This is a genomic window from Streptomyces sp. NBC_00457 (genome assembly GCF_036014015.1).
Lineage (GTDB): Bacteria > Actinomycetota > Actinomycetes > Streptomycetales > Streptomycetaceae > Streptomyces.
The window spans coordinates 36,399-57,595 of record NZ_CP107905.1 but is presented as its reverse complement, the minus strand read 5'-3'; the positions used below and the strand labels follow the sequence as shown (position 1 = coordinate 57,595).

The following is a 21,197-nucleotide window of genomic DNA, read 5'->3' as shown; positions in this document are numbered from 1 at the left end:
ACGTCTCGTCCTTCCGCGGCGCTACCTGACGACCTGCAGCTCGCCGATCGCCACCTGCACGTTGGTTTGCCGGATCTCGGTGAGCTGGCCGGCCGCTCCGCCGCCCTGCCAGTCGATCGTCCACGTCGAGGTCGCCGTGACCGGGTACTTGCCGCCCTGGGAGCCGCCCGAGGTCTTGGAGTACACGTGTCCGCAGGTCGGCGACTGGGTCATGCCTTCCGATGCCTCGTAGGGCGTGCCCGGGCCGTTGCAGGTCACGGAGGAGCCGTCGCCCATCTGCCACACGATCTTCGACACCTTTGCGGTCGCGGTGACGGTGATCCCGCCCGCCGTGGCCGACGCGGTGTTCGGTCCAAACGTCGTGGCGCTTTGGTTGACCCACATCCACATCGGGACGCCCACGGTGTACTTGCCGGCCGCCTTGGGGCTGGCGATGTCCGGGCGGAGCAGCGTCATGGAGTCGACTGCCTGCTGCGCCAGCTCCTGAGGATTCGCCTGCTGCTGAGGGGGCTGGCCGTTCGGCACGGTGATGAATCCGTCGGGGTTGTTCTGGCCGCCGTCCGAACAGGAGTAGAAGTACAGGTCGCTCTTCTTCGGGTCGGCGCCCTTCCAGAGCTCCTTCGCACTGACCGGCGGTTCCGGGTCGATCTTTGTGTACCCGCACTTCAACTTGCTCTCGCCGCCGCTGCCCTGCGAGCTGGCCTGCTGGTTTTCCCCGCCGGTCTCGCCGGGCACGCTGACATCGACACAGAACTTGACGACTTGGCACTTGCCCGCACCGACATCGGGACCGTCGTCGGCCTGGGCGGTGCCCGCGGCGGCCAAGACGAGAGCGGCACCGAGTAGGGCGGGGCGCCGTATCAGCAGGTCTGCGGTTGAGCGGTCAACTCTGTGACCATCCACTTCGTTCCCCACTTCTCGAGCTTTGCGGTGCTGACGTATTTGACGAGCCGCGTTGACGGCAGTGGGACCTTCTTCTTCGTGGCCTTGTCGATCAGCGTCCAGTTCGTGGTGTCGACGCAGTCCGTGAGGGTGGCCTTGGGAATCTCACCGTCGGTCATCTTGGGATCCCGCGGGCGGATCATCGGCTTCCCGATCGTCACCTGCCCGGCCTTCCGCATGGTCTTCAGGTCCTGCTCGATGAGCCCCAGGGCTCGCAGAGTGGTGGTCTTCCTCAAGTCGGTGCCTGCGGAAGACGCCTTGGCGTAGGCCTTGGTCTGGGCTTCCCAGGACTGGGTGTACGCGGCGAGGACCGCGGTCTCCTCCGGATCAGCGCTGGCAGAAGCTGTCGGCGACTGCGTGACCGTCGGTGACTCGTCGCTCGCCTCGTCTTTCCCGTCGGATGAGCTGCACGCGGTCAGTGCGAGCGCGGCGCACAGTGCGAGGGACGCGGTGGCGGTCTTTCGGAAGTGAACAGCGGAGTGGTGTGCGCGGCGTTTCACGAAGCCTCCCCGTGGAGCGCGGTATGACATGGCCGCTGTTGCCACCGGTGCACGGCAGCCCGGATCCGCGGCACGGTCAAGCCGCGGTGGTGCGTTTGCGTAGCGAGAAGATTACGCATATGCCAGGCAACTTCCCAGTGCGCTAGGCGAGTTGATCTCAGTGACTTGGATGCCTCCGCTCACCTGCCGAGCAAGGCCGTCAGCGGGTCGATCGGCGGCTTGGTTGCGGCGGGATGGAAGGACAGTTCCCACTCGGGATGGCCGGCCCAGATACTGTGAGCGACGCTGCGCAACGCCCAGCCAAGGGTGCTGACCTGGTTAAGGTGCAGGTCGTCGGTGTCCTCGGTGGCGAGGTCGCGTTGGGCGAGCCATTCGGCGAAGACGTCTTGCACGCCGGCCAGGGCCTTGAGTTCTGCGAGGCAGCAGCCGAGTGCCTCGGCCTCGGCCAGCCGTTTGGTGAGGAACCGTGCGAAGCGCTGGTCGCGGTTGTGGGCCCACTCGTCGAGGGTCGCGAACGTTTGCCTCAGCGATTGCGGGATGCGCGGCGAGGATGTCTGGGCGGGTCTCATCGGGAGTTCGCCATCGTGTACCTGTGGGTGAGCACCTTTGGCTTGCCCGTCAGGGTCAGTGTCGCGAGGGCCTGGCCCTGATACTCGTCCGTGATCAGGGGCCGCCGCTCGCTGTTGTAGACCGCCTCCGCCGGGCCCGGGATGATCCTGCCGCCGTTCATGAACCGCTTGTGGAGGTATTCGATGGTGTAGGCGCTCGGGAACAGCGCGAGGACGCCGCCGTCGGCCAGGCGCAGCGCGTACACCTTCGGGTGCGCCGGTTTCCCGTCGAAGTGCTTGACCGTGGCGAAGCTGGCCTCTTTGACCTTGGTGCGGTTCGTGTAGTTCTTGGTGAACTCCTTGGTGGGGGCCAGCTGCTGGCCCTCCTTCTTGCCGCCGGTCTCCACCAGGTCCTCGAAGGTGTTGCCCAGTTGGTGGTTCGGGGAGTGCACGGAGGGGACGTCAGCTTCCCGCAGTGCGTGCCGAGCTCTGGCCGGGGCTTGGCATGTGGCGACGGCTGCAGGGGAGTTGCCGGGCAGGCCCAGGTGCTGGGGCAGGTGGGCGGCGAGCCTGGCATGGCGGGGCTCGTTAGTGACGGGCCCGCCGACGGAGTGGTCGACGAGGCGTGTTGTCGTGTGCACGGTTACGCCCTCCGGACGTCAGGGTGCGTCGGCTGGATGACCGTCGGTCACCGCGGCGCGGCAAGCCGGCTGCCGGGCGAGCAAAGGCTGGTATGAGCTGCGGCTGTGCACCGAAGTCACCGGTCGGTGCCGGTCGGTGGCCTCTTAGGGGGCTGTGGCGTGGGCCGGAGGGCCGGGGCGCGGCGTGCAGTGCCGGGAGCGGCGGGCGGGGGATGGCCCGCAGCACTCGAGTGTGTAGTGTGCATGTCACATCCTTGGGTGAGGGCAGGGCACCCCGGGCTCAGAATCGGGATCCGGCCGGACGGCACAGGACGTCGCGATCCTGTGCGTGAGCCGGTCTATCCTGAGCCCAGCGGCGTGCCGCGAACACGCCGACCGGAGCACCCCAGTGATGGATGGGTCTGTACCTGGTGTGCCTGACTCGGATGAGTCGCCAGGTGGCCGTTCCCTCCGAGGGCGGCCACCTCTGTGCGTGTTACATCGTGCAGGCGCGCATAGCCGCCGAACCGGATCCGGCGCCGTCGTCCCTCCTGCTGACGGAAGTCCCTCCAGGGGCCGACTGCCGCAGATCACGTCTGTCCATGCGTCCTCCCGATCCTGTCCCCATAGACGTCGACCGCACCCGACTTACTCCCGGGCCGGTGCGACGGCACGTATGTGAACGGAGCCCCCGTCGGCGGCCGACCGCGATCTCGCGGCATGCCGTCGCCTACCAACTGCGCGCCGGCTGCGGCGGGTTAGACATACTCAAAGGGTTGTGAACGGAGATTGCAAGGTACAGAGTTTGCACTACCCGCAGGTTGTAGAAAGTGCCGGAAGGGGATGCTGTGGCTCGCGCAAGGTCTGGAAGGACCGTCGCGCACCTGGTTCTAGCCACCCGGCTCAAAACGTTGCGTGAGGCGGCCGGGATGTCCCGGGGCGAGGCCGCCCATGCACTTGGGGCCCACACCGCAACAGTGCGCCGCATTGAGCAGGCCGAGACCTCCCTGGACGAAGGTCAGGTCCATGCCCTGCTCACGGCGTACGGCGCGGGCACGGCCGAAATCGAAGCGTTCCTCGGGCAGCTCGCGGCTGCCAACCTCCCCGGGTGGTGGCATCCGTGGCGGTCTGTCATGGACTCATGGCAGCTGGACCTCATGAGCGTGGAATCCGCGGCCCGGATCATCCGCGTGTGGGAGCCGGCCCTCGTCCCTGCCCTGCTACGTACGCCGTCCTATGCCCGCGCCGTCGAAAACGTCCGCAGACCTGACCTGTCCCCCGCGGACAAGGACCGACGGACTGAGCTGCTCATAGAACGCCAGAAGCGGTTGCGTCACCAGGACACCCGCATCTGGGCCATCATGTCCGCCGCGGCGCTGCATACGTCCGTAGGCGACGAAGATGTGATGGCCGAGCAGCGGCAGGCACTGAGGGCAGCCGTCGAGCGCCCCGATGTGACCTTGCAGATTCACCCACTCGACGGTCGTTGCCACCCCATGACCGGCATGCCGACCGTGACCCTGTACCGGGTCGACGTACCGGAGATCCCCGACCACGTAGTCCGTGAAGGAGATCTCCGCGGAACAGCCGAAGTCTTGAACAGCCTGCACGCGGTGTCAGCATATCACTTGTTGATGGACCACACCTGCGTCATCGCACCCCATCCCAACGAATCGAAAGACGTACTGACATGACCGAACCGACTCGCCCGCATCAGCCGATCGACACGTCCGTCGCGCACAGTGCGCGCGTCTGGAACTACTGGCTGGGCGGAAAAGACCACTACCCCGCCGACCAGGCCGCCGGTGACGCCTACAGCAGCAAGTACCCCAACATCGTCCCGTTCGCCAAGGAATCGCGGGACTTCCTCCGACGTACCACCGCCTTCCTCGCCAAGGCAGGGATCCGGCAGTTCATCGACCTGGGTGCCGGGCTGCCGACCAGTAACAACACTCACGAAGTCGCACAGCGGATCTCGCCCGACTGCCGCGTGGTCTACATCGACCACGACCCGATCGTGCTGCTGCACGTCCATGCGCTGCTCACCAGCACCCCCGAGGGCGCCACCGCCTATGTGCAGGCGGACATGCGCGACACGGACGCCGTCTTAACCGGCGCGGCCAAGACGCTGGACAGGACCCAGCCCACTGCCCTGGTCATCAACGACGTGCTGGGCCACATCGAGGACTGGACCGAAGCCAGGGGTCTGGTGCGCCGGCTGGTCGAGCAGCTTCCCCCAGGCAGCTACCTGTCACTGAGCCACTCCACCGCCGCAGACCAGGAACACCAAGCGGTGCAGGACGAGTACAACAGCTCCGGTGCGATCCCCTACATCTTCCGGGAGCCGTCGGTGGCCGTCGAACTCTTCGAAGGCACCGAACTGGTCGAACCCGGGTTCACGAGCTGGCCGCGCTGGCGCCCCGACGCGAACACCGGCACGCTCACCGACCGCGCGGGCTGGGGCGGGGTCGCACGGATCCGATGACGACGAGCCGTGCCGGGCCGCCCATGCCTGCCCGCCCCGTGAAGCTGACCCGATACCAGGTGGTGCGACGACTCACCCGGGCAGCAGCCCACTCGGACGCCCAGCTCATTGCCGAAGCCGCAGTCCTGGCCGAGGGCTCGGCGGTCCTGGCGGACCTCACGGGCGGCGTCGTCTGCAGCACCCCAGACACCGCCGGACCTGAAGGGGTGCGTGCCGCCGCGCACCCCCGCCTGCACCCGCACCTGACGATCCGCAAGATGACCGGTGGCGTCCTCGTTATCCGTCCCGGCCCGGCATCGCCCGTATCGCGCATTGACCTGATCGCGCGGACCTGCGTCGATCTGCTCAGAATGCGGGCGCGGGTTCGCCGGGCGGAGGACACCCGCCACGCTGAGCAGAGACTGCACACCGCCGTCCTGCATCTCCTGCTGAGCGGCCAGCCCCATCTGGCGACCGACGTGCTGGGCACCGCCGCCACCCACGCGACGGTGTTCCGGCTGGCCGGTCCGCAGATGCATGCCGCCTATCAGACTCATTGGCGAGCAGCGCAGCCCAGCGTGACTTCCAAAGCCCCCCGCATGCTGGTGTGTATGGAGGGAACCGAGGTGGCGGTCGTCGCGCTCCACGGCCTCGGCCACGACCGCCACGTGGCCCGCCCTTACGTCGCGCGCATCGTAGAGCGCCATCAACTGGTCGGCGGCGTCTCGGACCCATTGCCGCTGGACATGGTCGCCACGGCATGGGCCGAGGCCGGCAACGCGCGGCACGGCGCAACTCCCGGCTGCCTGGCGTCCGCGACCTTCCTGGGTTCGCACGGGCTGCTCCGCGCCGTGCCCGCCGACCGGCTCGCCCGCTGGTCCGCCGCCGTCCTTACGCCCCTCACCCGCGAGCAGCACCGGACGCTGGAGGCATACCTGCGGTCGGGGTCCGCTCAGGCCGCCGCAGCAGTGCTCGACGTGTCCGAAGGCACGGTTCGTGCACGCCTGCGCTGGATCGGCACTGCCCTGGCTGCCGACCTGGACAACCCCACCGTGCAGGCACAACTCCTGCTGGCGTTGCGGGCCCCGGTACCTTCCCCACAAGTCAGCACATCCGTACGCCTTGTTCCCGACCCCCCGCTGCCCACCGATCTACTCGGCCCCGACGACGCCCATCACTGGGCTACCGCCCTCCTCAGACCTCTGGACAAGCCGCTGCGTATCGCCCTTCGCTGCTGGCTCCAACACCGCGGCCGCACAGCGCCCGCTGCCTCCGAGCTAGGCCTGAGCCGCAGTACGCTCACCGACCGGCTCAGCAAGTGCGGCAGGGCACTATCCCTGGATCTGTCGTCCGCGACCGTGCGGGCCGAACTCCACCTGGCCGCCGAGACGATCGCGACCCCCGAGGACACCCCGGCCCGGTTGCCGCGGCGAGGAGGCAGAACCTACCGGGGACAACTGCCCTGAAAAGAGCGTTCTTCTCTGCAGCCAACCGGAGCGGGGATGTCACTGTTCGGTCCAGGACCGTCGTCCCCCGCCGGCCAGCGGCACCCACACGTCAGAGGTGGGGCCGTGCTCTTCGAGGTCGTTCAGGACGACCGCTCCGAGCGGCACCTCGCGGGCCATCTCGGCCACGAGTGGATGGTGGTCGACCATGGCCTGCAAGTCGTTTGGCCTGCCTGATGTCGGTGATCTGCGGCCTTTCGTGAGCGTCGAGACTCCGGAACGGGGTCCGACGTTTGCGGGGCAGCGGCGTACACCGAAAGGATGTCGACTCACTGTGACGTTCTTGGATTAACTTGAGTACCGCCAGGTACGGGTTGGATTAGGGATACCAGGGGGACATCCCGGATACCCGGGGTACGAGGCCGTCGGCAGCATGAGCTCCATGAACTCTCAGTCGATCTCCCGACGTTCTCTGGCCCGTGGTTTTGTGGCCGGTGCCGTGCTGGTCGCGGCCGGAAGTGCGGCTTCCCGGGCGGCGGCGGACTCCGCCAGGTCTGAGGAGTTGGACGCCGGCTTGGACACCGGCGCCTTACAGGCGGCGATCTCCGACCTCTCCCACCCGCCGGCCACCTCCGCCCAACTACGTGCCGCCCACGGCACGGACCACTGGTACGGCACCACAGGCATGGCCGACCTCACCACCGGGCGTGCCGCACGCCCCGACGACAAGTTCCGCGCGGGCAGCGTCACCAAGGCCTTCGTGGCCACGGTCGTACTCCAGCTGTGGACAGAGCGCCGCGTGGAGCTGAACGCACCGATCGGGCGCTACCTTCCGGGGCTGCTCCCCTCCGACTTCCCTCGCATCACCGTCACCCAACTCCTCAACCACACCAGCGGAATCCCCGACCACCAGGGCATCCCTGACACGAGCACGCCGGAGGCTGCCCTGAGGCACCGGTTCGACCGCTGGACGCCGCACGAGTGGGTGCGGACAGTGACGCACGGTCCGCTGAAGTTCCGCCCGGGCACCAAACAGGAATACCGGGGCATCAACTACGTACTCCTCGCCCTCCTCATCGAAAAGCTGACCGGACAACGCTACGGCGAGGCGATCGGCTGCCGCGTCCTGCGACCGCTCGGCCTCACGCGCACGCTGCTACCGGGCGACGACCCCCGCCTGCACGGTCCGCATGTCCACGGCTATCTACGGATGACCGACGGCTCCCTGCGCGACGCCACCGTCTACAACCCCTCCAGCACATGGGGCGAGGGCGAACTGGTCTCCACCGTCGACGATCTCTTCAGTTTCCAACAGGCGTTGTTCTCCGGCGACTTGCTGCCGCCCCGGGCGATGGACAAGCTGTGCACACTTCCCCCGGCCGAGGTCCGCATGCTGAAGGACGGCAGTCCCGCCCGCTACAGCATGGGCCTGCAGACGGCCACGGTGAACGGCGTGACGTTCTGGGGAAAGACCGGCGAGATGTACGGCTACCGCACCCGCGTGTTCTCCACTCTCGACCTCCGGCTCCGCTTCGTCCTGTCCTACACCCCGACCCCGTTGACCACGGACGAGGACATGATCAACCGGGTGGTCGCCGCACTCACCTCCGACAACTCCTGACCTCGCCCAAAAGGGAAGGCCGAATGTGTCTGTGACGACCACGCCGGCGAGCTGAGCACACTGGGCTGCGACCGAACCGGACAAGAGGAGCACGCATTCGAACATGATCATTGGGTGGGCATGAAGTCCGTCGCGAGTCGCCCCGGTGGGTCGAGCCTGTGACTCGGTAGCTCCGCCGTACTCCGGAACGTTAAGACTCAATCCATGGGCTGCGAGCGGGCCGACAGAGCAGGATGGCGGCATGGAACGCGTGACAGGCATCGGCGGCATCTTCTTCCGTGCTAGCGACCCCGAGGCACTGGCCAGTTGGTATGAGACTCACCTCGGCGTAGGACGCCCACCGGATACCTACGATGAGCGGTCCTGGGAGACCGAGACTGGGCCGACTGTGTTCGCCCCGCTCCCGAGCGGATCGGAGCATTTCCGCACCCCCGAACAGCAGTGGGCGATCAACTTCCGGGTTCGCGATCTCGATGCCATGGTGGCCCAGCTGCGCAGCGCGGGCATCCAGGTCGATGTCCATGAGCAGGACTACCCCAATGGCCGGTTCGCCGAGCTCAGCGACCCGGAGGGCACCCCGATCCAGCTCTGGGAACCCGCCGGTGCGGACGCCGTATGAGCATCCGAGACAGGATCAACGCTCAGTAAGACCTCGTTTCCTCCCGATGTTTCATCCCGAGATGGATCTTTGACGAACTATCAGAGCCCTCGCCAGGTTGGTGCAGATTCCTTGGTGAGGCGGCGGGCCATCAGGGCGATCATCGCGATGTAGATTATGGCGGTGGAGTGGGTCGGGAGGGCTTCGTAGTCGCAGGCCAGGCGGCGGTGGAGCATCAGCCAGCCGAGCGTGGAGGTCTTGATGCTCTGCGCGTCGATCACCATCGCGGTCGGTTCGGGCCAGCGGCCTTCGTCCTCGCGGACGCGGCGCCCAGCAGGGCGTTGAGATGCTGGAAGATGCCGGCCTTTTTCTGACCGGAGCGGACCGTCCCACAGGACCTGTCGCACGGGATTGGGATCACTGATATCCGTCCGAGTGCTTGCTCATTCGTACGTCCGCTGTGGCAGCGGGAGCGCGCTGGGCGAGGAATGCGCTGACACGGCCTTGCTGGTCGGCAGCGGTGGCGGTGAGCTCGCCGAGCGGCACTGCCCCGGCGGTGGTGCGGGCAGCACGCTCCAGGGCGGCGACATCGCCGGGTCGGGCGTAGTCGGCGAACACCTCGTCCAGGTGCGGACCGGTGATCCGGACCGGCCCAACACGGCGGCCGTCGACGGTGAGCGTCATGTAGTGCTCGAACCGGTCGAGTGCGGCGACCTCGTCCGCGCTCGGCTTGTCCCCCCACTCCGCGGTGATCGGAGCGATCGCGGTCTTGGAACCGGCCGTGGACGCCAGCGTGGACGCGTTCTGCGTCAACGACATCCGCACCGGCGCCGGCAGACGGCCCAGCAGCTGCGTCATGCCGTGCACGGTGACCCTGAACTTGCGGAAGTCTTCGAACATCGACGCGATGGTCTCCGGAGCCGCACCGGTCAGGGTGATCAGCTCGTCGAAGTACAGCCGGAACAGCCGCCGTTGCTCCTCGGGCGTGTCCCGGCGCGAGCGCACCGCCCGCAGCAGGTCCCGCGCGAGGAGCGCGGTCAGCAGCCGGTCGGTGGGGCCGTTCCCGGCCGGGCACACCCACACGATCAGCCCGTTGTCCATGGCGGCCCGGCTGTTGTAGACGCCGACCGGCTGGCCGAGAAAGGCACGGGTGACCGGGTTGGCGGCCAGCCGGGCGAGCGGGTTGAGGACGACGGCGAACGCGTCCGGAGGGAAGGTCGGAAACACCGTCCGCCACCACGCCCGTGTCTCCTCGTCCAGCCGGTCCGCCATGGCGGCCAGCGCCGCAGCCCGGAAGCCGGGGTCGGAGATCAGGGACCGCACATGGAAGACGGTGGTCTGGTCTTCGCGGCGTCCGGCCTGGCAGGCGGCCTGGTTGATGGCGACCAGCACGGCCAGGCACGAGGTGAGGATGGTCAGCGCGCGGGGAGCGGCGGCGTCGTCCCAGCCGAGGATGGAGGCGAAGGCGTCGGTGACCGCCTCGACGACGTCGTGCGGAGCCGGCCCGTGGTGCATGGCGATCGGATTCCACGAGCTCAACATCGGTGAGGGCCCTGCTGCGTTGAGGTCGATCAGCGCGATCTTCTGCATTAGGTGGTCGTGGGCGAGGAACGTCGCGGCGCGCGGCCAGGAGTCGCGGTGTGGGTCGAGGAACATCAATCCGCCGCCGGCGTGCGCCCACCCGATCGCCTGCGCCAGCGCGCGTTCCGTCTTCCCGCCACCGGCTTTGCCCACTCCGCACTCGAACAGCGTCTGGGCCGTGTAGGTGGCGACCAGACGCCTGCGGCCGTCCGGTCCCCGGTAGATGCCCTGCAGCAACAGCTCAGGATTCCCGAACTCGAACGTCGGCAAGTCACCGGGAAGCAGCGGCAGCCGGCAGTGGACGGTCGGCGGCTTGAGCAGTCCGGTCAATTCCTCCAGCCGCACCCAGTTCGCGCGGGGCGGCTGGCACTGCCCCAAGTCCCAGCGGCGTTCGAAGCTGCGCCGGGTGGGCCAGTGATCGGCACCGAACCGCCACGGTCCCAGCCGCCAGCCGCGCATGGCCCACCGAGAGCGGCCGCCGAACACATCGAACCCCGCTTGGAGTTGGGCGAGACGGGCCTGGGCGCGGCCTTCGACGTTCGACGCGCACATCACGAGCAGCTGCACGCGGACGAGGTGGTCGTCCTCGGCGAGCTTGCCGAGGGCCTGGGACCGGTCAACCCGGCGCGGCACCGGGGGCATCACCAGTCGCCGCCCGGCTGAGTGGTCCTTGCCGGTGACTAGCGCCTGCAGGTTCCAGGCCAGCGAGTCTTCGATCCCGGTGGCGTCCTGGCGCACCCAGCGCGCCGCGCGCTGGGTCTCCCGGCGCTCCTGGCGGCGTGCGGTACTCATGAGCTGCAGACGGCGAGCGCGCAGGGCCCACTTGGGGGCGCGCTGGATGTCGAGGCGGATCTCGGCGAGGTCGCCCAGTTCGGCCCGCAGGTCGGACACGGCGTCGACCAGGGGCTGCAGCGGGTCGGGCTCCAGTGGCACCTCCCGCAGGGGAGCGGTGAGTCTGCCGCGCAGGATGAACTCCGCCCGCACCACGTGATCGCGTGGCTTGTCCACGATCGGGCGGGCGCGGTCGACGGTGACGTTCGGCCCGAACGGGGTGATAGACAGCAGCCGTTCGCCCCCAGCGGGGCCCTCGATGCGGTAGCGCAGCGTGCTGGAGCCGTCCGCGCGCAGCCTGATCTGCACGGTCTTCGACCGGCGCGGCGCCCACCACGGCATGCTCGTCGAGGCCCGGGCCAGCTGCACACCGCGGCGGAAGATCTCCTCCAAGCCCGGGTCGAAGTGCCGGGCGGGGGTGAGCTCCAGGGCCATCCGCTCGGCAACGGCCCGCTCCGCCAGGCGCCGTACCACCATCTCGCCCACACCCCAGGGAGCGGCGACGGCGAGGGCGAGCAGGTACCAGTGGTCGTAGAGCCAGGCGACGGCTTCGACGAGCCCGGTGATCAGGCCGAATACTTGGCCCGTGGCCCCGTCGAAGGCCTGTTCCCTCAGATATGAGGCTGCGGAGTCCACGTCGGCTCCCCCTTCCGGACGGTGCGGGTGAAGAACAGATCGGTGATGCGGCCGTCGGTGTAGGTGCCGCCGCGGTCGGCACCCGCCCACACCAGGTGCACGACCGCCGTGTCCGGGCTGCCGTCGCGGCGGGCGATCGCGGCCTGGATTCGGAAGCGGGCCGTGGCGAAGGCCGGAGCGACCGCCCGCCCGGAGCCGCGGAACATGCCGGGCCACCTGGCGCGGCCGATCCCGGTGGCGTCCGCGCGCAGCAGGGCGCGGCCGGCGGTGAGCAACTGACGCTCGTCGACGGCGGGAAGGTCGGCGGGCCAGGCCCTCTCCAGCACTTGCTGGATGGCTCGGTCGCCAGCCGGGCCTTCGCCGTGCGGCGGCAGCGCGGACTCGGGTGCCGCCGGCGTCGTGGGCGCGGAGCGCGTACGGTTCGGAACCGGCGCGGACGAAGCCCTGGACGGGGAATCCGCTGACGCGGTCACGCTGGGCGGTGTCGCCGAGACTGGCACCGTCCTGCCGTGGGGGAGGGCCAGGAGAACGACCCCGCCAGCGGCGAGCGCGACGGTGATGATCAGCAGCAGGCGTGGGGAGCGTGGGGTGGAGGTCACAGCAGTCTGGCTCCTCCCGCGTATCCCGACATTGCGTCGACCGCGTCCAGGCGGACGACCGTGTTCGGGCGGGCGGCGTTGGTCATCTGTCCGCCGCCGGTGTAGAGGCCGACGTGGTAGATCGTGGAATCGCGGCCGGGTGCGTAGGCGAAGAAGACCAAGTCGCCGGGCTTGAGGGCGGATGTGCCCAGGCGGGCGGGGATCCGCTGGCCAGCACCGGCCTGGGCGGATGCGACCCGCGGCAGCCGGATGCCGACTTTGGCGTACGCGTACTGGGTTAGCCCAGAGCAGTCGAAGCCGTTGATGTGCTCGCCGCTGGACCCGTTGGGCGAGCAGCAGATCCCGGTCGATTTGCCGTTCGTGTTGCCGCCACCCCATGAGTAGGGCACGCCCCGCTGGGACAGAGCCGCATCAAGCACGGTGCGGATCTTTCTGGACACGTTCTTGAGGCCTGGGTCCTTGGCGGCCGCCGTGTACTGGTCGATCCAGCCCAGCACGTTCGAGAGGTACGTGTTGGAGTGGTTGTACTGCAGGATCGCCGCCTTGAGCTGGTCACGCTGGGTCAGGTCCCGGCCGTTGCCGCACAGATAGATCGCGGCGCCGAGGGCGGCGTCGTCGGCGTTGTGCGGGTCGGCGGTCTTGTCGCCGCCGATGTCCTCGCCGACGGTCGACCAGGTGGACGGCAGGAACTGGAAGGGGCCAACGGCGCGCTCGCCCTGAGAGGTGCCGTCCCATTTGCCGCCGTCGGTGTCCGGGAAGACGGTGGTGTTGCCACCGGCCCCGGACCCGTTGAGGAGCACCCCGTAGATCTTCGGGCGGATGTCTCCGTTGCCGGCGACGTTGCGGCCCACGGCGTGGTTGGACTCGACCTTGGCGATCCCGGCGAGGATCGGCCAGCGCATGCCCTGACACTTCGGCACATAGTTCCCGACCTGCTGGACCGCCTTCTTGTAGGCGGTGAGCATGCGCGGTGGGATGTCCGCTGCCGTGCCGCCTTCGGCGATCCCGCCGTCGCCGGTGCCTGCACCCGTCTTCAGCGCGACGTACGCGCTGATCGCGTTCCCTGCCGGCACGGCGCAGCACACGGCGGCGAACATCAGCAGTGCGACGATACATACCCACCGCCTCATGCGACGGCCAGGCGGCCTCACTCGTCGTCACCGTCCTCGGAGCGCCACCGTTCGCGCATCTCACCCAATGCCTCTGCTTGTCGCATCCGCTCCTGGTTGGTGATGCCAGCGGAACCGTCTGCGTCACTGCCGCCAGTGCGGCGAGGCGGGCCGGCAGGCGGCGTGGCCGCAGTGCGGTTGGTGCGCGAAGACGGTGCGCTGGGCCGTGCGGTGCGAGGGGAGGCATCGGGCCGGTGAGGAGACGCCGCCGGGGCGGCGGTCGCCGACGATGTCCTGGTCAGGCGGCGGCTGATGAAGGGGCCTGGCCCGCCGCGGTCATCGCTCTCCCGCACAACCCGGGCCACATGACGCCCCGTGTCACCCCAGGCGCGGCCGTCTTCGCGGACAGTGTTGCCCCACACCCGCACCTGCTGCCGGGCATCTTGGGCATAGCGCGAGCCGCCCGACCGTGCCCGGCGGACGCCTGCGGGCAGGCCGTACGTCGCTCCGTACGCGGTCCGGCCGCCGCGGTTCAGGATGCGGTAGCCGCGGAAGCGGACCAGCCGGTTGTGGGCGCGCGTCGACAGCAGCGTGCGGTCGGTGTCCTGGTCGTGCAGCACCTGGCCGGTGTTGCGGTCGACGACCTGGCCCTGCTCGTTGCGGTAGCGGTCGGGCGGACCTCCCGGCCGGCGCGGCCCCGCACCGCCGGGACCACCGTCGCCGCCATCCGGCGGGCCGCCCGAACTCGGGTCCCCGCCGGCGGTGGGCTTGCGCCACTTGGCCAGCTGCTCTCTGTCCGGCCGACGGCCGATCAGCAGCCAGTGCGCACCCTTCGCGCCGAGCCGTGCGCCCAGCCCGCCCACGGCCGCCGCCGCGGTGAGCGGGGCCAGACCACGTCCGGCTTCGGCGGTGGCATCGGCGAGGACGCCGCCGGTGTCCACCGGCATCCCCGCGCCATCGACGAAGGAGGCGAGCGCGCCCATCAGCCGCTGGCGGGTACCGAGCATCCCGTACCGGCCGCCTCCACCGCCCGTGAAGGCACGCAGCCCGCCGCCGTAACCGCCCATCGCAGCTGGGGAGTTCATGGCAAGCGCGGCGCCGAGCTCGGAGGTGTCACCGGGCAGGTGGGTGCCGCCGACCTTGGCGTAGCGCATCCGCATGGCCATGCGACGGCCGAACGAGCCGATGCCGGTCAGCAGGCGGCGGTGGCCGGCCGCGCCCGCGATGGCCAGCACGTCGATCAGCAGGATCCGCTCGACCATCAGGTCCGGGCCGTCGGTGATCGTGGCGTCGATGGCGATGCCGAAGAACGGGATGAAGGCGCAGATGCCGACCATGGCGAGGATCGCAATGCCCCAGATCGACAGCCACCTCCACACCGACTGCCGTGGGGGCCCGGGCAGCATGGCGGCGACGAACGTGACGCCGCCGGCGGCTGCGGCCGCGGCGCAGACACCCTGGGTACCGAGCAGGACGATCGCGGACGACAGCAGCATGCCGCAGACGAACAGTGCGGCGAGCAGCATCAGCAAGGCGCCGCCGACCCGCCACCAGGTGGGCTGCTTGGCGTACGCGGCGCAGGCCTTGCCGACGTCGCCGGAGTCGCTCAAATCGCCGAGGAATGCCTCGAACTCGCGGTCCTCCTTGCTGACCACAGCGTTGGTCGAGTTCAGCAGCTCGCCGCCGGGGGTGAGTTCGGGCAGATCGTCCGCAGCGACTCCGCCGCCGCGCTCGCAGTAGGCTTTGGCCGGCCCTTTGATCCGGTTGCAGGGATCGTCGCCTCCACTGCCCCCGCCGGTGTCCCGCATACAGACTTCGTAGGCTTGGCCGTCCAGGAGGCTGCAGGTGTTCTTCTCTTCCTCCTTTTCGTTCCGTTCTTCGCAGTATTTCTGGGCGGGTGGGGCGAGTTGGTCACATCCGTTGTCCTCATCGCCGCTGGCGTCGCTGTCCTTGGTGGCCTGGTAGCCGCCGGTGACCCACTTCAGGTGGACGGCGTAGGCCTGGCGGTCGGACTTCTTGGCCGGGTCGAGGATGCGCCCGTACTGCAGCAGCATGTAGGGCTTGACGATCATTGCGTTGGTGACCGAGTCCTGGAGCGGGCGGGCCACGTCTTGTGCCGACACCGGCTTTGCGGCCTGAAGCTCCTCGCACTTGATTTCCTGCATGCCGGCCATGCCGTCGCACGGACTCAAGGTGGCGAGCTTGCCGCCCCAGTCGTAGGAGTTGACGCTCTCCTGGGCGACCTCGGCGGCCACCTGCTGAGTTTGCCCCAGCGGTCCGTTCTGGGTGAGCAGGTAGTCGGGGCGGACGAAGGTGGACGCGGCGAACGCCGCGATCAGCAGGGTCAGGAAGATCTCGCCCAGCCCGCGGCCGACCCGGCCGCGCACGATCATGAAGCCGGCGAAGACGAAACCCCAGGCCAGCAGCAGCCCCTTGAGACCGAGGGCGTCGACGACCACGGTGTTGTAGGCGTCGGCGACCTTCTGCGCCGGAGCGGTGAGGATCTTCAGCAGCGGGAACCGGAAGGCGACCTCGATGGCCCACCCCGCCAGTCCGACCAGGAGCCGGATGAGGGTGAACAGGCCGGACAGGGCGAAGGCGAGGGACTGCGTCTTGAAGCTGACGATGGAGCCGCCCTGGGCGTTCAGCTCGTAGCCGTTGATCGGCACCCCTTCGGAGGAGGTGATGTTCAGCGGCGCGAGGAGGTCTCCGGTCTCGCTGTTGCTGCTCGCCGCGTATACGACCTGGCTGTTGACCAGGAGGAACACGCCGGTGAGCAGGACGACGACACCGGCCGAGCGGAGTGTGCCGCGGTCTGGGCGCCACATTCAGCGCCGCCCGTGTCCGGCAGTGCCCCGGCGCCGCCACACGACGACGGCAGCCAGTCCTGCAGCGGGTGGAATCAGCATCCAAGCCGCGCTCGCGCCGTCGCGGGAAGCCGCGTTCGCCGAAGACGTGGCGGAGTTGGCGCCGCGCTCGCAGTACTCCTTGGCCGGGCCCGCGATCAGATCGCACGGATCCTGGCGTGCGGATGCGGAGTGAGTGTCGGCGGCGAAGGCCTGTTCGGTGCGCGGCCACCACGGCTCCGGCACGCCTGCCCCCACAACCAGGGCGAGCAGGGCGGCCGGTAGGACGATGGCTATCAGGACACTCGCCGCGGTGGCGAGGAGCCGGGCGCGGGATGCGGAGAAAGAAGACGCGGTCATGAGACGTGTTCCTTCGGTCGTGCCGTGGCGGGATCGCTGGAGGCATGCGCAGCGCGCGCGGCAGTACGGCGGCCCGGTGTGGTGGCGATGGACGTGGTGATCCGCTCGATGCGGGGGATGACGGCCTTGATCCGGCCCGTGTTCTGCCGTGGGCAGGCCAGCAGGAACTCCCCCTCGCGGCCGCGCTGGCCGACGGGGGACAGGCCAGTGGTAACCAGCCGCAGCAGCTCGGCGTCGTTCGGGTCGAGGCCGACGAACTCAAGTCCGCGGCGGGCGCGTCCACGGTCGGCCGTGCGTGCGAGCGCCCGGTAGGCCATCAGCCCGCGGTCGGGGCCGAGTTCCTCGGCGTCGTGGGAGGCGGCGAGCAGGCCGGCACCGTGCTTGCGGCCGTCATGGAGGATCTCGTGGACCAGCGCGGTGCCCTCGGCCGACGAGGTGAGCCAGTACAACTCGTCCGCGACAACCGCGGTGAACCGCTCGGGGTCCTCGAACGCGGTCTGCCGGGCGAGCGCCGCGATCAGGTAGAGCACGGCACGCCCGATCAGGGCTTCCAGCGGTTGCTGGTGCAGGACCTCCGGGTTGGCGAACGCAGCCTTGGGCGGCAGCTTCAGACCCGCGGTCGTGATCACGATCATGTCGGAGGTGCTTGAGGCGTCCAACCGCACCGGGGGCAGGGTGGGATCGAACACCATCGCCGCCAGGGAGTTGGTGGCCACGACGCGGACGAGTCCGGCGAGCGCGGACGCCGCGTCCTGCCGCTTGCCCACCTCGCGTACGGCCATCTCCTCCAGGACCTTCAGCACGCGGCGCATGGAGGGGGCATCGCTGGCGGCGGCCTTCTCGACGGCGTGGTGCAGGACCTCGCCGTTGGTGCTCATCGGGCCGATGCCGAGCTGCAAGGTCAGGTACGACAGGGCGTAGTGGCGGCCCTCGGGCCCGTCGAACATCCTCAAGGGGTCGATGGACACCTCGGCCTGGGCGGCGTCGATGATCTGGACACGGCCCTTCGCGGCGGTACGGGCGAAGGTCGCCCACTCGCGGATGGGGGTGCGGTCGATGCAGATCGCGCAGCCGCCGCGCGCCCACACCGCCTCCGCGATCAGCTTCTGCAGGACGCTCTTCCCGGCCCCCAGATCACCGACGATGCCCAGGGAGGCGCTGGCGTCGTGCTTCGGCGCGTCCGCCACGTTGATCATGACGGGGCGGGTGGTGCCGCAGTCCAGGTCGATGCCGAGGAACATGCCGTTGGGGTCGCCGACCTCACCGATGGTGAAGGCGCCGCCCAACGCCCAGTCCTCGGAGACCTGGTGCTGCGTGAACTCCCGCACTACGCCCGGCCGTGTGGTGCCCGGCAGCCCGAGCATGAAAAGCGCCTCCTGCAGTCCGGCCGGGCGTACGGCCCGGTAGTCGGCGCCGCCGAGCAGGGCCGCCAAGGCCCGGGCGCGGGCGTCGCAGATCGCGGCGGTCGGCCCCCACACCGTGAGGACGGTCACGGACTGCACCTCGACCTCGACCGAGGTGCGCGACAGGCGGGCGTCCAGCTCGCCCAGGTCGCGGGCGGCGTCCGTGAGCGAGGCGGGCATGCCGGTCGGCCGGGCGTCGTACTGGTCGGCCTGGTCGACGAGTTCATTCCGCTTGCGCCGCACTTGGTCCCGCGCCTTCTCCGCAGGCACGAGCGTCAGGTCGACGGTGTAGTCGACAGGAAAATCGAGCGTCTCCAGCTGAGCGAACAGATCGGCGGCATCCACGCTGACCGCGGGCGGGCACTCAGCCAGCGCCAACTGCGCCTGGTAGCCGGTGCCGGCGTCGGACTCGATCTGCAGCCATCGGCGGCGCAGCGGCGAGGCCGTGTTCACTCGCCACCACGCCTTGCGTCCCGACCGGGTGAGCTGGTCGGTGCTCTTGAGCTCGTCGACGTCGTCGAGGTCCGGGTCGATGCCGCCCTCCTGGAGGCGGACCTGCCCGAGATCGGCGTAGCTGGGGGAGTGCAGAACCCCCTCGCGTACCTGCCCGCCGAACAGCTCGCTGCTCTCGGCTTCGGCCAGCAGCGGCTCGTCCATCCCGCGGTGCAGCGCGTGCTGGACCATCCACACGATCTCCGCCGGGCGGGCGGGGCGGAACGCGGCGCCGTCGGCGAGGGCGGCCTCCACCCGTGCAGCCTGCTCCTGGTACGCGGTCACTTCCCGCCGCGCCACTGGCGTCGGCCGCATGCCCAGCGCCGGGGCGATCTCGGCCCACAGCGCGCCGAACTGAGCGGTCATCTGCAAGCCGGCGCCGTCGGTCTGGAGCGGGACCGCCAGCCACAGGGTGCGGCGGTGCATCTCCTGCCCGTCCAGCAGATCCAGCGTGGCCTCGACGTTCTCCACCCACGGGTGCATCTGGCCCCGCGGTGCATCCGCGGGTTCGATGCCCTCGATCATGCGGAGCGCGACCTCACCCGGATCGACCCGGGCGCACAGGCCGAACAGCCGCGGCGCCCCCGACAGGGACCGCACCAAATGGGTGATCTTGGCAAGCTGCTCCTCCCGTACAGCGGCCGGCACATAGGTGCCCTGCACGGTCTCCTCATGGCGGCCCTGACGGTCCGGGCCCGGGTGCAGCCGGTAGACGGCCCACACGCTGCCGTGCGTCGACCACACCAGATGCCCGGCGATGTGACGGATCGGCACCCTCACCGCGCACCCCCCTGTTCGGCGAGCGCGAGCAACTGCTGCACACCCGATGCCGGCCTCACCGGCGCCGGGCCGACGGCCACCGGGCGATCGCCCGACCGAGACCGTGCCGGTGCCCGGCGCGGCGAACGCCCGGCCGACGATCGCGGCTGCGGAGCCGTGGCGAGGGGCGCGGCCGGGGCGGCGCCCTCGATGACGAAGCCGCCGATCAGAGGGCGGGCGGCGTGGTCGCGGGCCGCGCGGCCGCCGATCCGGCCCCCGCGCGGCTGCCAGCACAGCAGCAGCCAGCCCAGGGCCGCTGGGATCGGGGCACGCCCTTTGATCTTCTGGCGACGCACCGCCCAAATGGCCAGCAGCCAGGCGGCGATGGGGACCGGCCCCATCCACGACCACCACGGAATCGTCTTGACCAGAACGAAGCCGCCGACGACGGCGAGGAGAATCTGCGCGGGTGTGAACGGGCCGAGCGGGATACGCCAGTCGGCCACCTTGCCCAGCACCCACGGGTGGCGGCGGGCTGCGGTGTAGAAGCGGCCCATCCGTACGGCGGTGGTGGCGCTCACAGCCAGCCTCCGACGCCTGCGGAGTGTTCACGGGCGGCCGGCGGCTCACCCTGCTCGATGCCGGGAACTGTGGGCGCCGATTTGGACGGATTCTTGACCTCGTCTTCGAACATGTCGGCGAGGTCGTTGCGCGAGTTGTACAGGCCGAGCGCGATCACCATCAGAATCAGCGCACCGATCCCGGCCTTCAGGCTGAACTTCTGGACCATGATCACGACGACGAGGACGAGCAATCCGGCCTGCAGGCCCTTGGTCGCCCAGTTCTCGAACATCGTGATCCACGAGTCACCGAGGTCGTCGAGCCTCCCAGCGAGCACCACACCGGTCATGACCCGGCACCCCCCGCCCGGGCGGTGCCGGACTCCAGAGCGGCGACTTCCCAGCGGCCCGAGCGGGCCTTAAGCGTCAACTCGTACGCCAGCGGCCACCGCCCTGAACTGTCACGGGCCTCCACCTGGGCCATCACCCGCACCCGGGTCCCGTCCGCCGGGACGGACTCGGCAGCTGCCGCCTGGTCGGCGGCAAGGATCTGCTGGACCGTGACCGTCTGGTACGGGGCGGGGGAGACGGGCCACAGACTCACGCCGGGCGCGAGGTAGCGGTCGACCTCACCGGCACCCGCCAGATACGCGGCGAGGAATTCCCCAGCCGCGGACGACAGATCGCTGTCCGTCGGGACGGTCACCGTGTACGGCGACTGCGCCTCCTGGGCGCGGGCCGGGCCGGAGACCACCCCGGGGGCGCCGGACACGGTGAACGAGGCGCCGCCGGAGTCGGCGACGACGGGCACCGCGAAGTAGCGCACCGAGCCGTCGGCGTACTGCGCAGCGAGCGTCACCGACCACGCCCTGCCGGTCTGCTGCGCACTGCGCACCGCCACGACCGACTCCGGGCCGGGCTGCGCATCCGACGCCTCGGGCAGATCAACGTCCGGGCCCATCGACTGCGCAAGCCGGGCCTGCGCAGTGCTCTCGGCGCCTGCGCGGCTGCGCAGCCACGCGTCGAGGAACACCGTGGCATACCCGGCCGGGTTGGCCGCCCCGGTCGTCTTCACGGTGGTGGCCGGCTTCGCCGCGGAGGCGGCACGGACCACGGTCGCTGGGGTAGCCACAGCAACGGCCAGCGCGATGGGGCCGGCCGCCACGGCGGCCCACACGCCCAGGCGGCCCAGACGGACCCGACGCCGCATCTGCTGCAGCCGAGCCCCCGCAGCGGTCGGAGGAGCGGCGTGCTCCTCCGCTGCCTGCTTGGCAGGAGACATT

The 21,197-nt window shown here is 69.6% G+C and carries 19 protein-coding genes and 1 pseudogene; 5 read left to right on the top strand and 15 right to left on the bottom strand.

Annotation, left to right across the window (positions count from 1 at the left end):
* Positions 1-21: 21 nt before the first annotated feature.
* The 4 genes from OG828_RS00310 to OG828_RS00295 form a co-directional block, all read right to left on the bottom strand.
* A complete protein-coding gene (locus tag OG828_RS00310; RefSeq protein ID WP_328499640.1) occupies positions 22-825 on the bottom strand; it encodes an ATP/GTP-binding protein in 804 nt (267 codons plus the stop codon).
* Between the two features lie 35 nt (positions 826-860).
* Positions 861-1,442 carry a hypothetical protein gene (locus tag OG828_RS00305; protein ID WP_328499639.1) on the bottom strand — a complete coding sequence of 194 codons (582 nt, stop codon included), beginning with the start codon at positions 1,440-1,442 and terminating at the stop codon, positions 861-863.
* 179 nt (positions 1,443-1,621) lie between these two features.
* Positions 1,622-2,011, bottom strand: coding sequence for a hypothetical protein (locus tag OG828_RS00300; RefSeq protein WP_328499638.1), 390 nt, complete (start codon positions 2,009-2,011; stop codon positions 1,622-1,624).
* Positions 2,008-2,631: a hypothetical protein gene (locus tag OG828_RS00295; protein WP_328499637.1), complete on the bottom strand. Its 624-nt coding sequence runs from the start codon at positions 2,629-2,631 to the stop codon at positions 2,008-2,010. The genes OG828_RS00300 and OG828_RS00295 overlap by 4 nt, the downstream gene beginning before the upstream one ends.
* Positions 2,632-3,458: 827 nt before the next feature.
* Here OG828_RS00295 and OG828_RS00290 point away from each other — a divergent pair.
* Genes OG828_RS00290 through OG828_RS00280 form a run of 3 tightly spaced genes read left to right on the top strand, consistent with a single transcriptional unit; the run spans position 3,459 to position 6,540 of the window.
* Positions 3,459-4,304 carry a helix-turn-helix domain-containing protein gene (locus OG828_RS00290; protein WP_328499636.1) on the top strand — a complete coding sequence of 282 codons (846 nt, stop codon included), beginning with the start codon at positions 3,459-3,461 and terminating at the stop codon, positions 4,302-4,304.
* Positions 4,301-5,095 (top strand): SAM-dependent methyltransferase, encoded by a 795-nt coding sequence (locus OG828_RS00285; RefSeq protein ID WP_328499635.1) that lies wholly within the window; start codon positions 4,301-4,303, stop codon positions 5,093-5,095. The genes OG828_RS00290 and OG828_RS00285 overlap by 4 nt, the downstream gene beginning before the upstream one ends.
* Positions 5,092-6,540 carry a helix-turn-helix domain-containing protein gene (locus OG828_RS00280; protein ID WP_328499634.1) on the top strand — a complete coding sequence of 483 codons (1,449 nt, stop codon included), beginning with the start codon at positions 5,092-5,094 and terminating at the stop codon, positions 6,538-6,540. The genes OG828_RS00285 and OG828_RS00280 overlap by 4 nt, the downstream gene beginning before the upstream one ends.
* A gap of 39 nt (positions 6,541-6,579) precedes the next feature.
* Here the strand turns inward: OG828_RS00280 and OG828_RS00275 are convergent, their stop codons facing one another.
* The gene (locus OG828_RS00275; protein ID WP_282615240.1) at positions 6,580-6,708 is read right to left on the bottom strand and encodes a hypothetical protein; all 129 of its coding nucleotides are present in this window, start codon (positions 6,706-6,708) and stop codon (positions 6,580-6,582) included.
* A 253-nt stretch (positions 6,709-6,961) separates the two neighbouring features.
* Here OG828_RS00275 and OG828_RS00270 point away from each other — a divergent pair, with 253 nt between their 5' ends.
* A complete protein-coding gene (locus OG828_RS00270) occupies positions 6,962-8,140 on the top strand; it encodes a serine hydrolase domain-containing protein (RefSeq protein WP_328499633.1) in 1,179 nt (392 codons plus the stop codon).
* Between the two features lie 241 nt (positions 8,141-8,381).
* Positions 8,382-8,759, top strand: coding sequence for a VOC family protein (locus tag OG828_RS00265; RefSeq protein ID WP_328349132.1), 378 nt, complete (start codon positions 8,382-8,384; stop codon positions 8,757-8,759).
* An 80-nt stretch (positions 8,760-8,839) separates the two neighbouring features.
* Here the strand turns inward: OG828_RS00265 and OG828_RS00260 are convergent.
* The 10 genes and pseudogenes from OG828_RS00260 to OG828_RS00215 form a co-directional block, all read right to left on the bottom strand.
* Positions 8,840-8,989, bottom strand: a pseudogene (locus OG828_RS00260) (IS5 family transposase); the annotation flags it as partial.
* A 166-nt stretch (positions 8,990-9,155) separates the two neighbouring features.
* Positions 9,156-11,786, bottom strand: a complete 2,631-nt coding sequence (locus OG828_RS00255; protein ID WP_328499632.1) for an ATP/GTP-binding protein — start codon at positions 11,784-11,786, stop codon at positions 9,156-9,158.
* Entirely contained in the window at positions 11,762-12,385 is a 624-nt protein-coding gene (locus OG828_RS00250) for a hypothetical protein (protein WP_328499631.1), read from the bottom strand. Before OG828_RS00250 ends, OG828_RS00255 begins: the two co-directional genes overlap by 25 nt.
* Positions 12,382-13,482 carry a C40 family peptidase gene (locus tag OG828_RS00245; RefSeq protein ID WP_328499630.1) on the bottom strand — a complete coding sequence of 367 codons (1,101 nt, stop codon included), beginning with the start codon at positions 13,480-13,482 and terminating at the stop codon, positions 12,382-12,384. The genes OG828_RS00250 and OG828_RS00245 overlap by 4 nt, the downstream gene beginning before the upstream one ends.
* A gap of 50 nt (positions 13,483-13,532) precedes the next feature.
* Positions 13,533-16,322: a hypothetical protein gene (locus OG828_RS00240; protein WP_328499629.1), complete on the bottom strand. Its 2,790-nt coding sequence runs from the start codon at positions 16,320-16,322 to the stop codon at positions 13,533-13,535.
* On the bottom strand, positions 16,323-16,700 hold the full coding sequence (locus tag OG828_RS00235; protein ID WP_328499628.1) for a hypothetical protein: 378 nt from the start codon (positions 16,698-16,700) through the stop codon (positions 16,323-16,325).
* Positions 16,697-19,375 carry an ATP-binding protein gene (locus tag OG828_RS00230; RefSeq protein WP_328499627.1) on the bottom strand — a complete coding sequence of 893 codons (2,679 nt, stop codon included), beginning with the start codon at positions 19,373-19,375 and terminating at the stop codon, positions 16,697-16,699. Before OG828_RS00230 ends, OG828_RS00235 begins: the two co-directional genes overlap by 4 nt.
* Complete coding sequence (locus OG828_RS00225; protein WP_328499626.1) at positions 19,372-19,935, bottom strand: hypothetical protein; 564 nt, start codon at positions 19,933-19,935, stop codon at positions 19,372-19,374. The genes OG828_RS00230 and OG828_RS00225 overlap by 4 nt, the downstream gene beginning before the upstream one ends.
* Positions 19,932-20,264, bottom strand: a complete 333-nt coding sequence (locus tag OG828_RS00220) for a hypothetical protein (protein ID WP_328499625.1) — start codon at positions 20,262-20,264, stop codon at positions 19,932-19,934. The genes OG828_RS00225 and OG828_RS00220 overlap by 4 nt, the downstream gene beginning before the upstream one ends.
* The gene (locus tag OG828_RS00215; RefSeq protein ID WP_328499624.1) at positions 20,261-21,196 is read right to left on the bottom strand and encodes a conjugal transfer protein; all 936 of its coding nucleotides are present in this window, start codon (positions 21,194-21,196) and stop codon (positions 20,261-20,263) included. The genes OG828_RS00220 and OG828_RS00215 overlap by 4 nt, the downstream gene beginning before the upstream one ends.
* Between the last annotated feature and the right edge of the window lies 1 nt (position 21,197).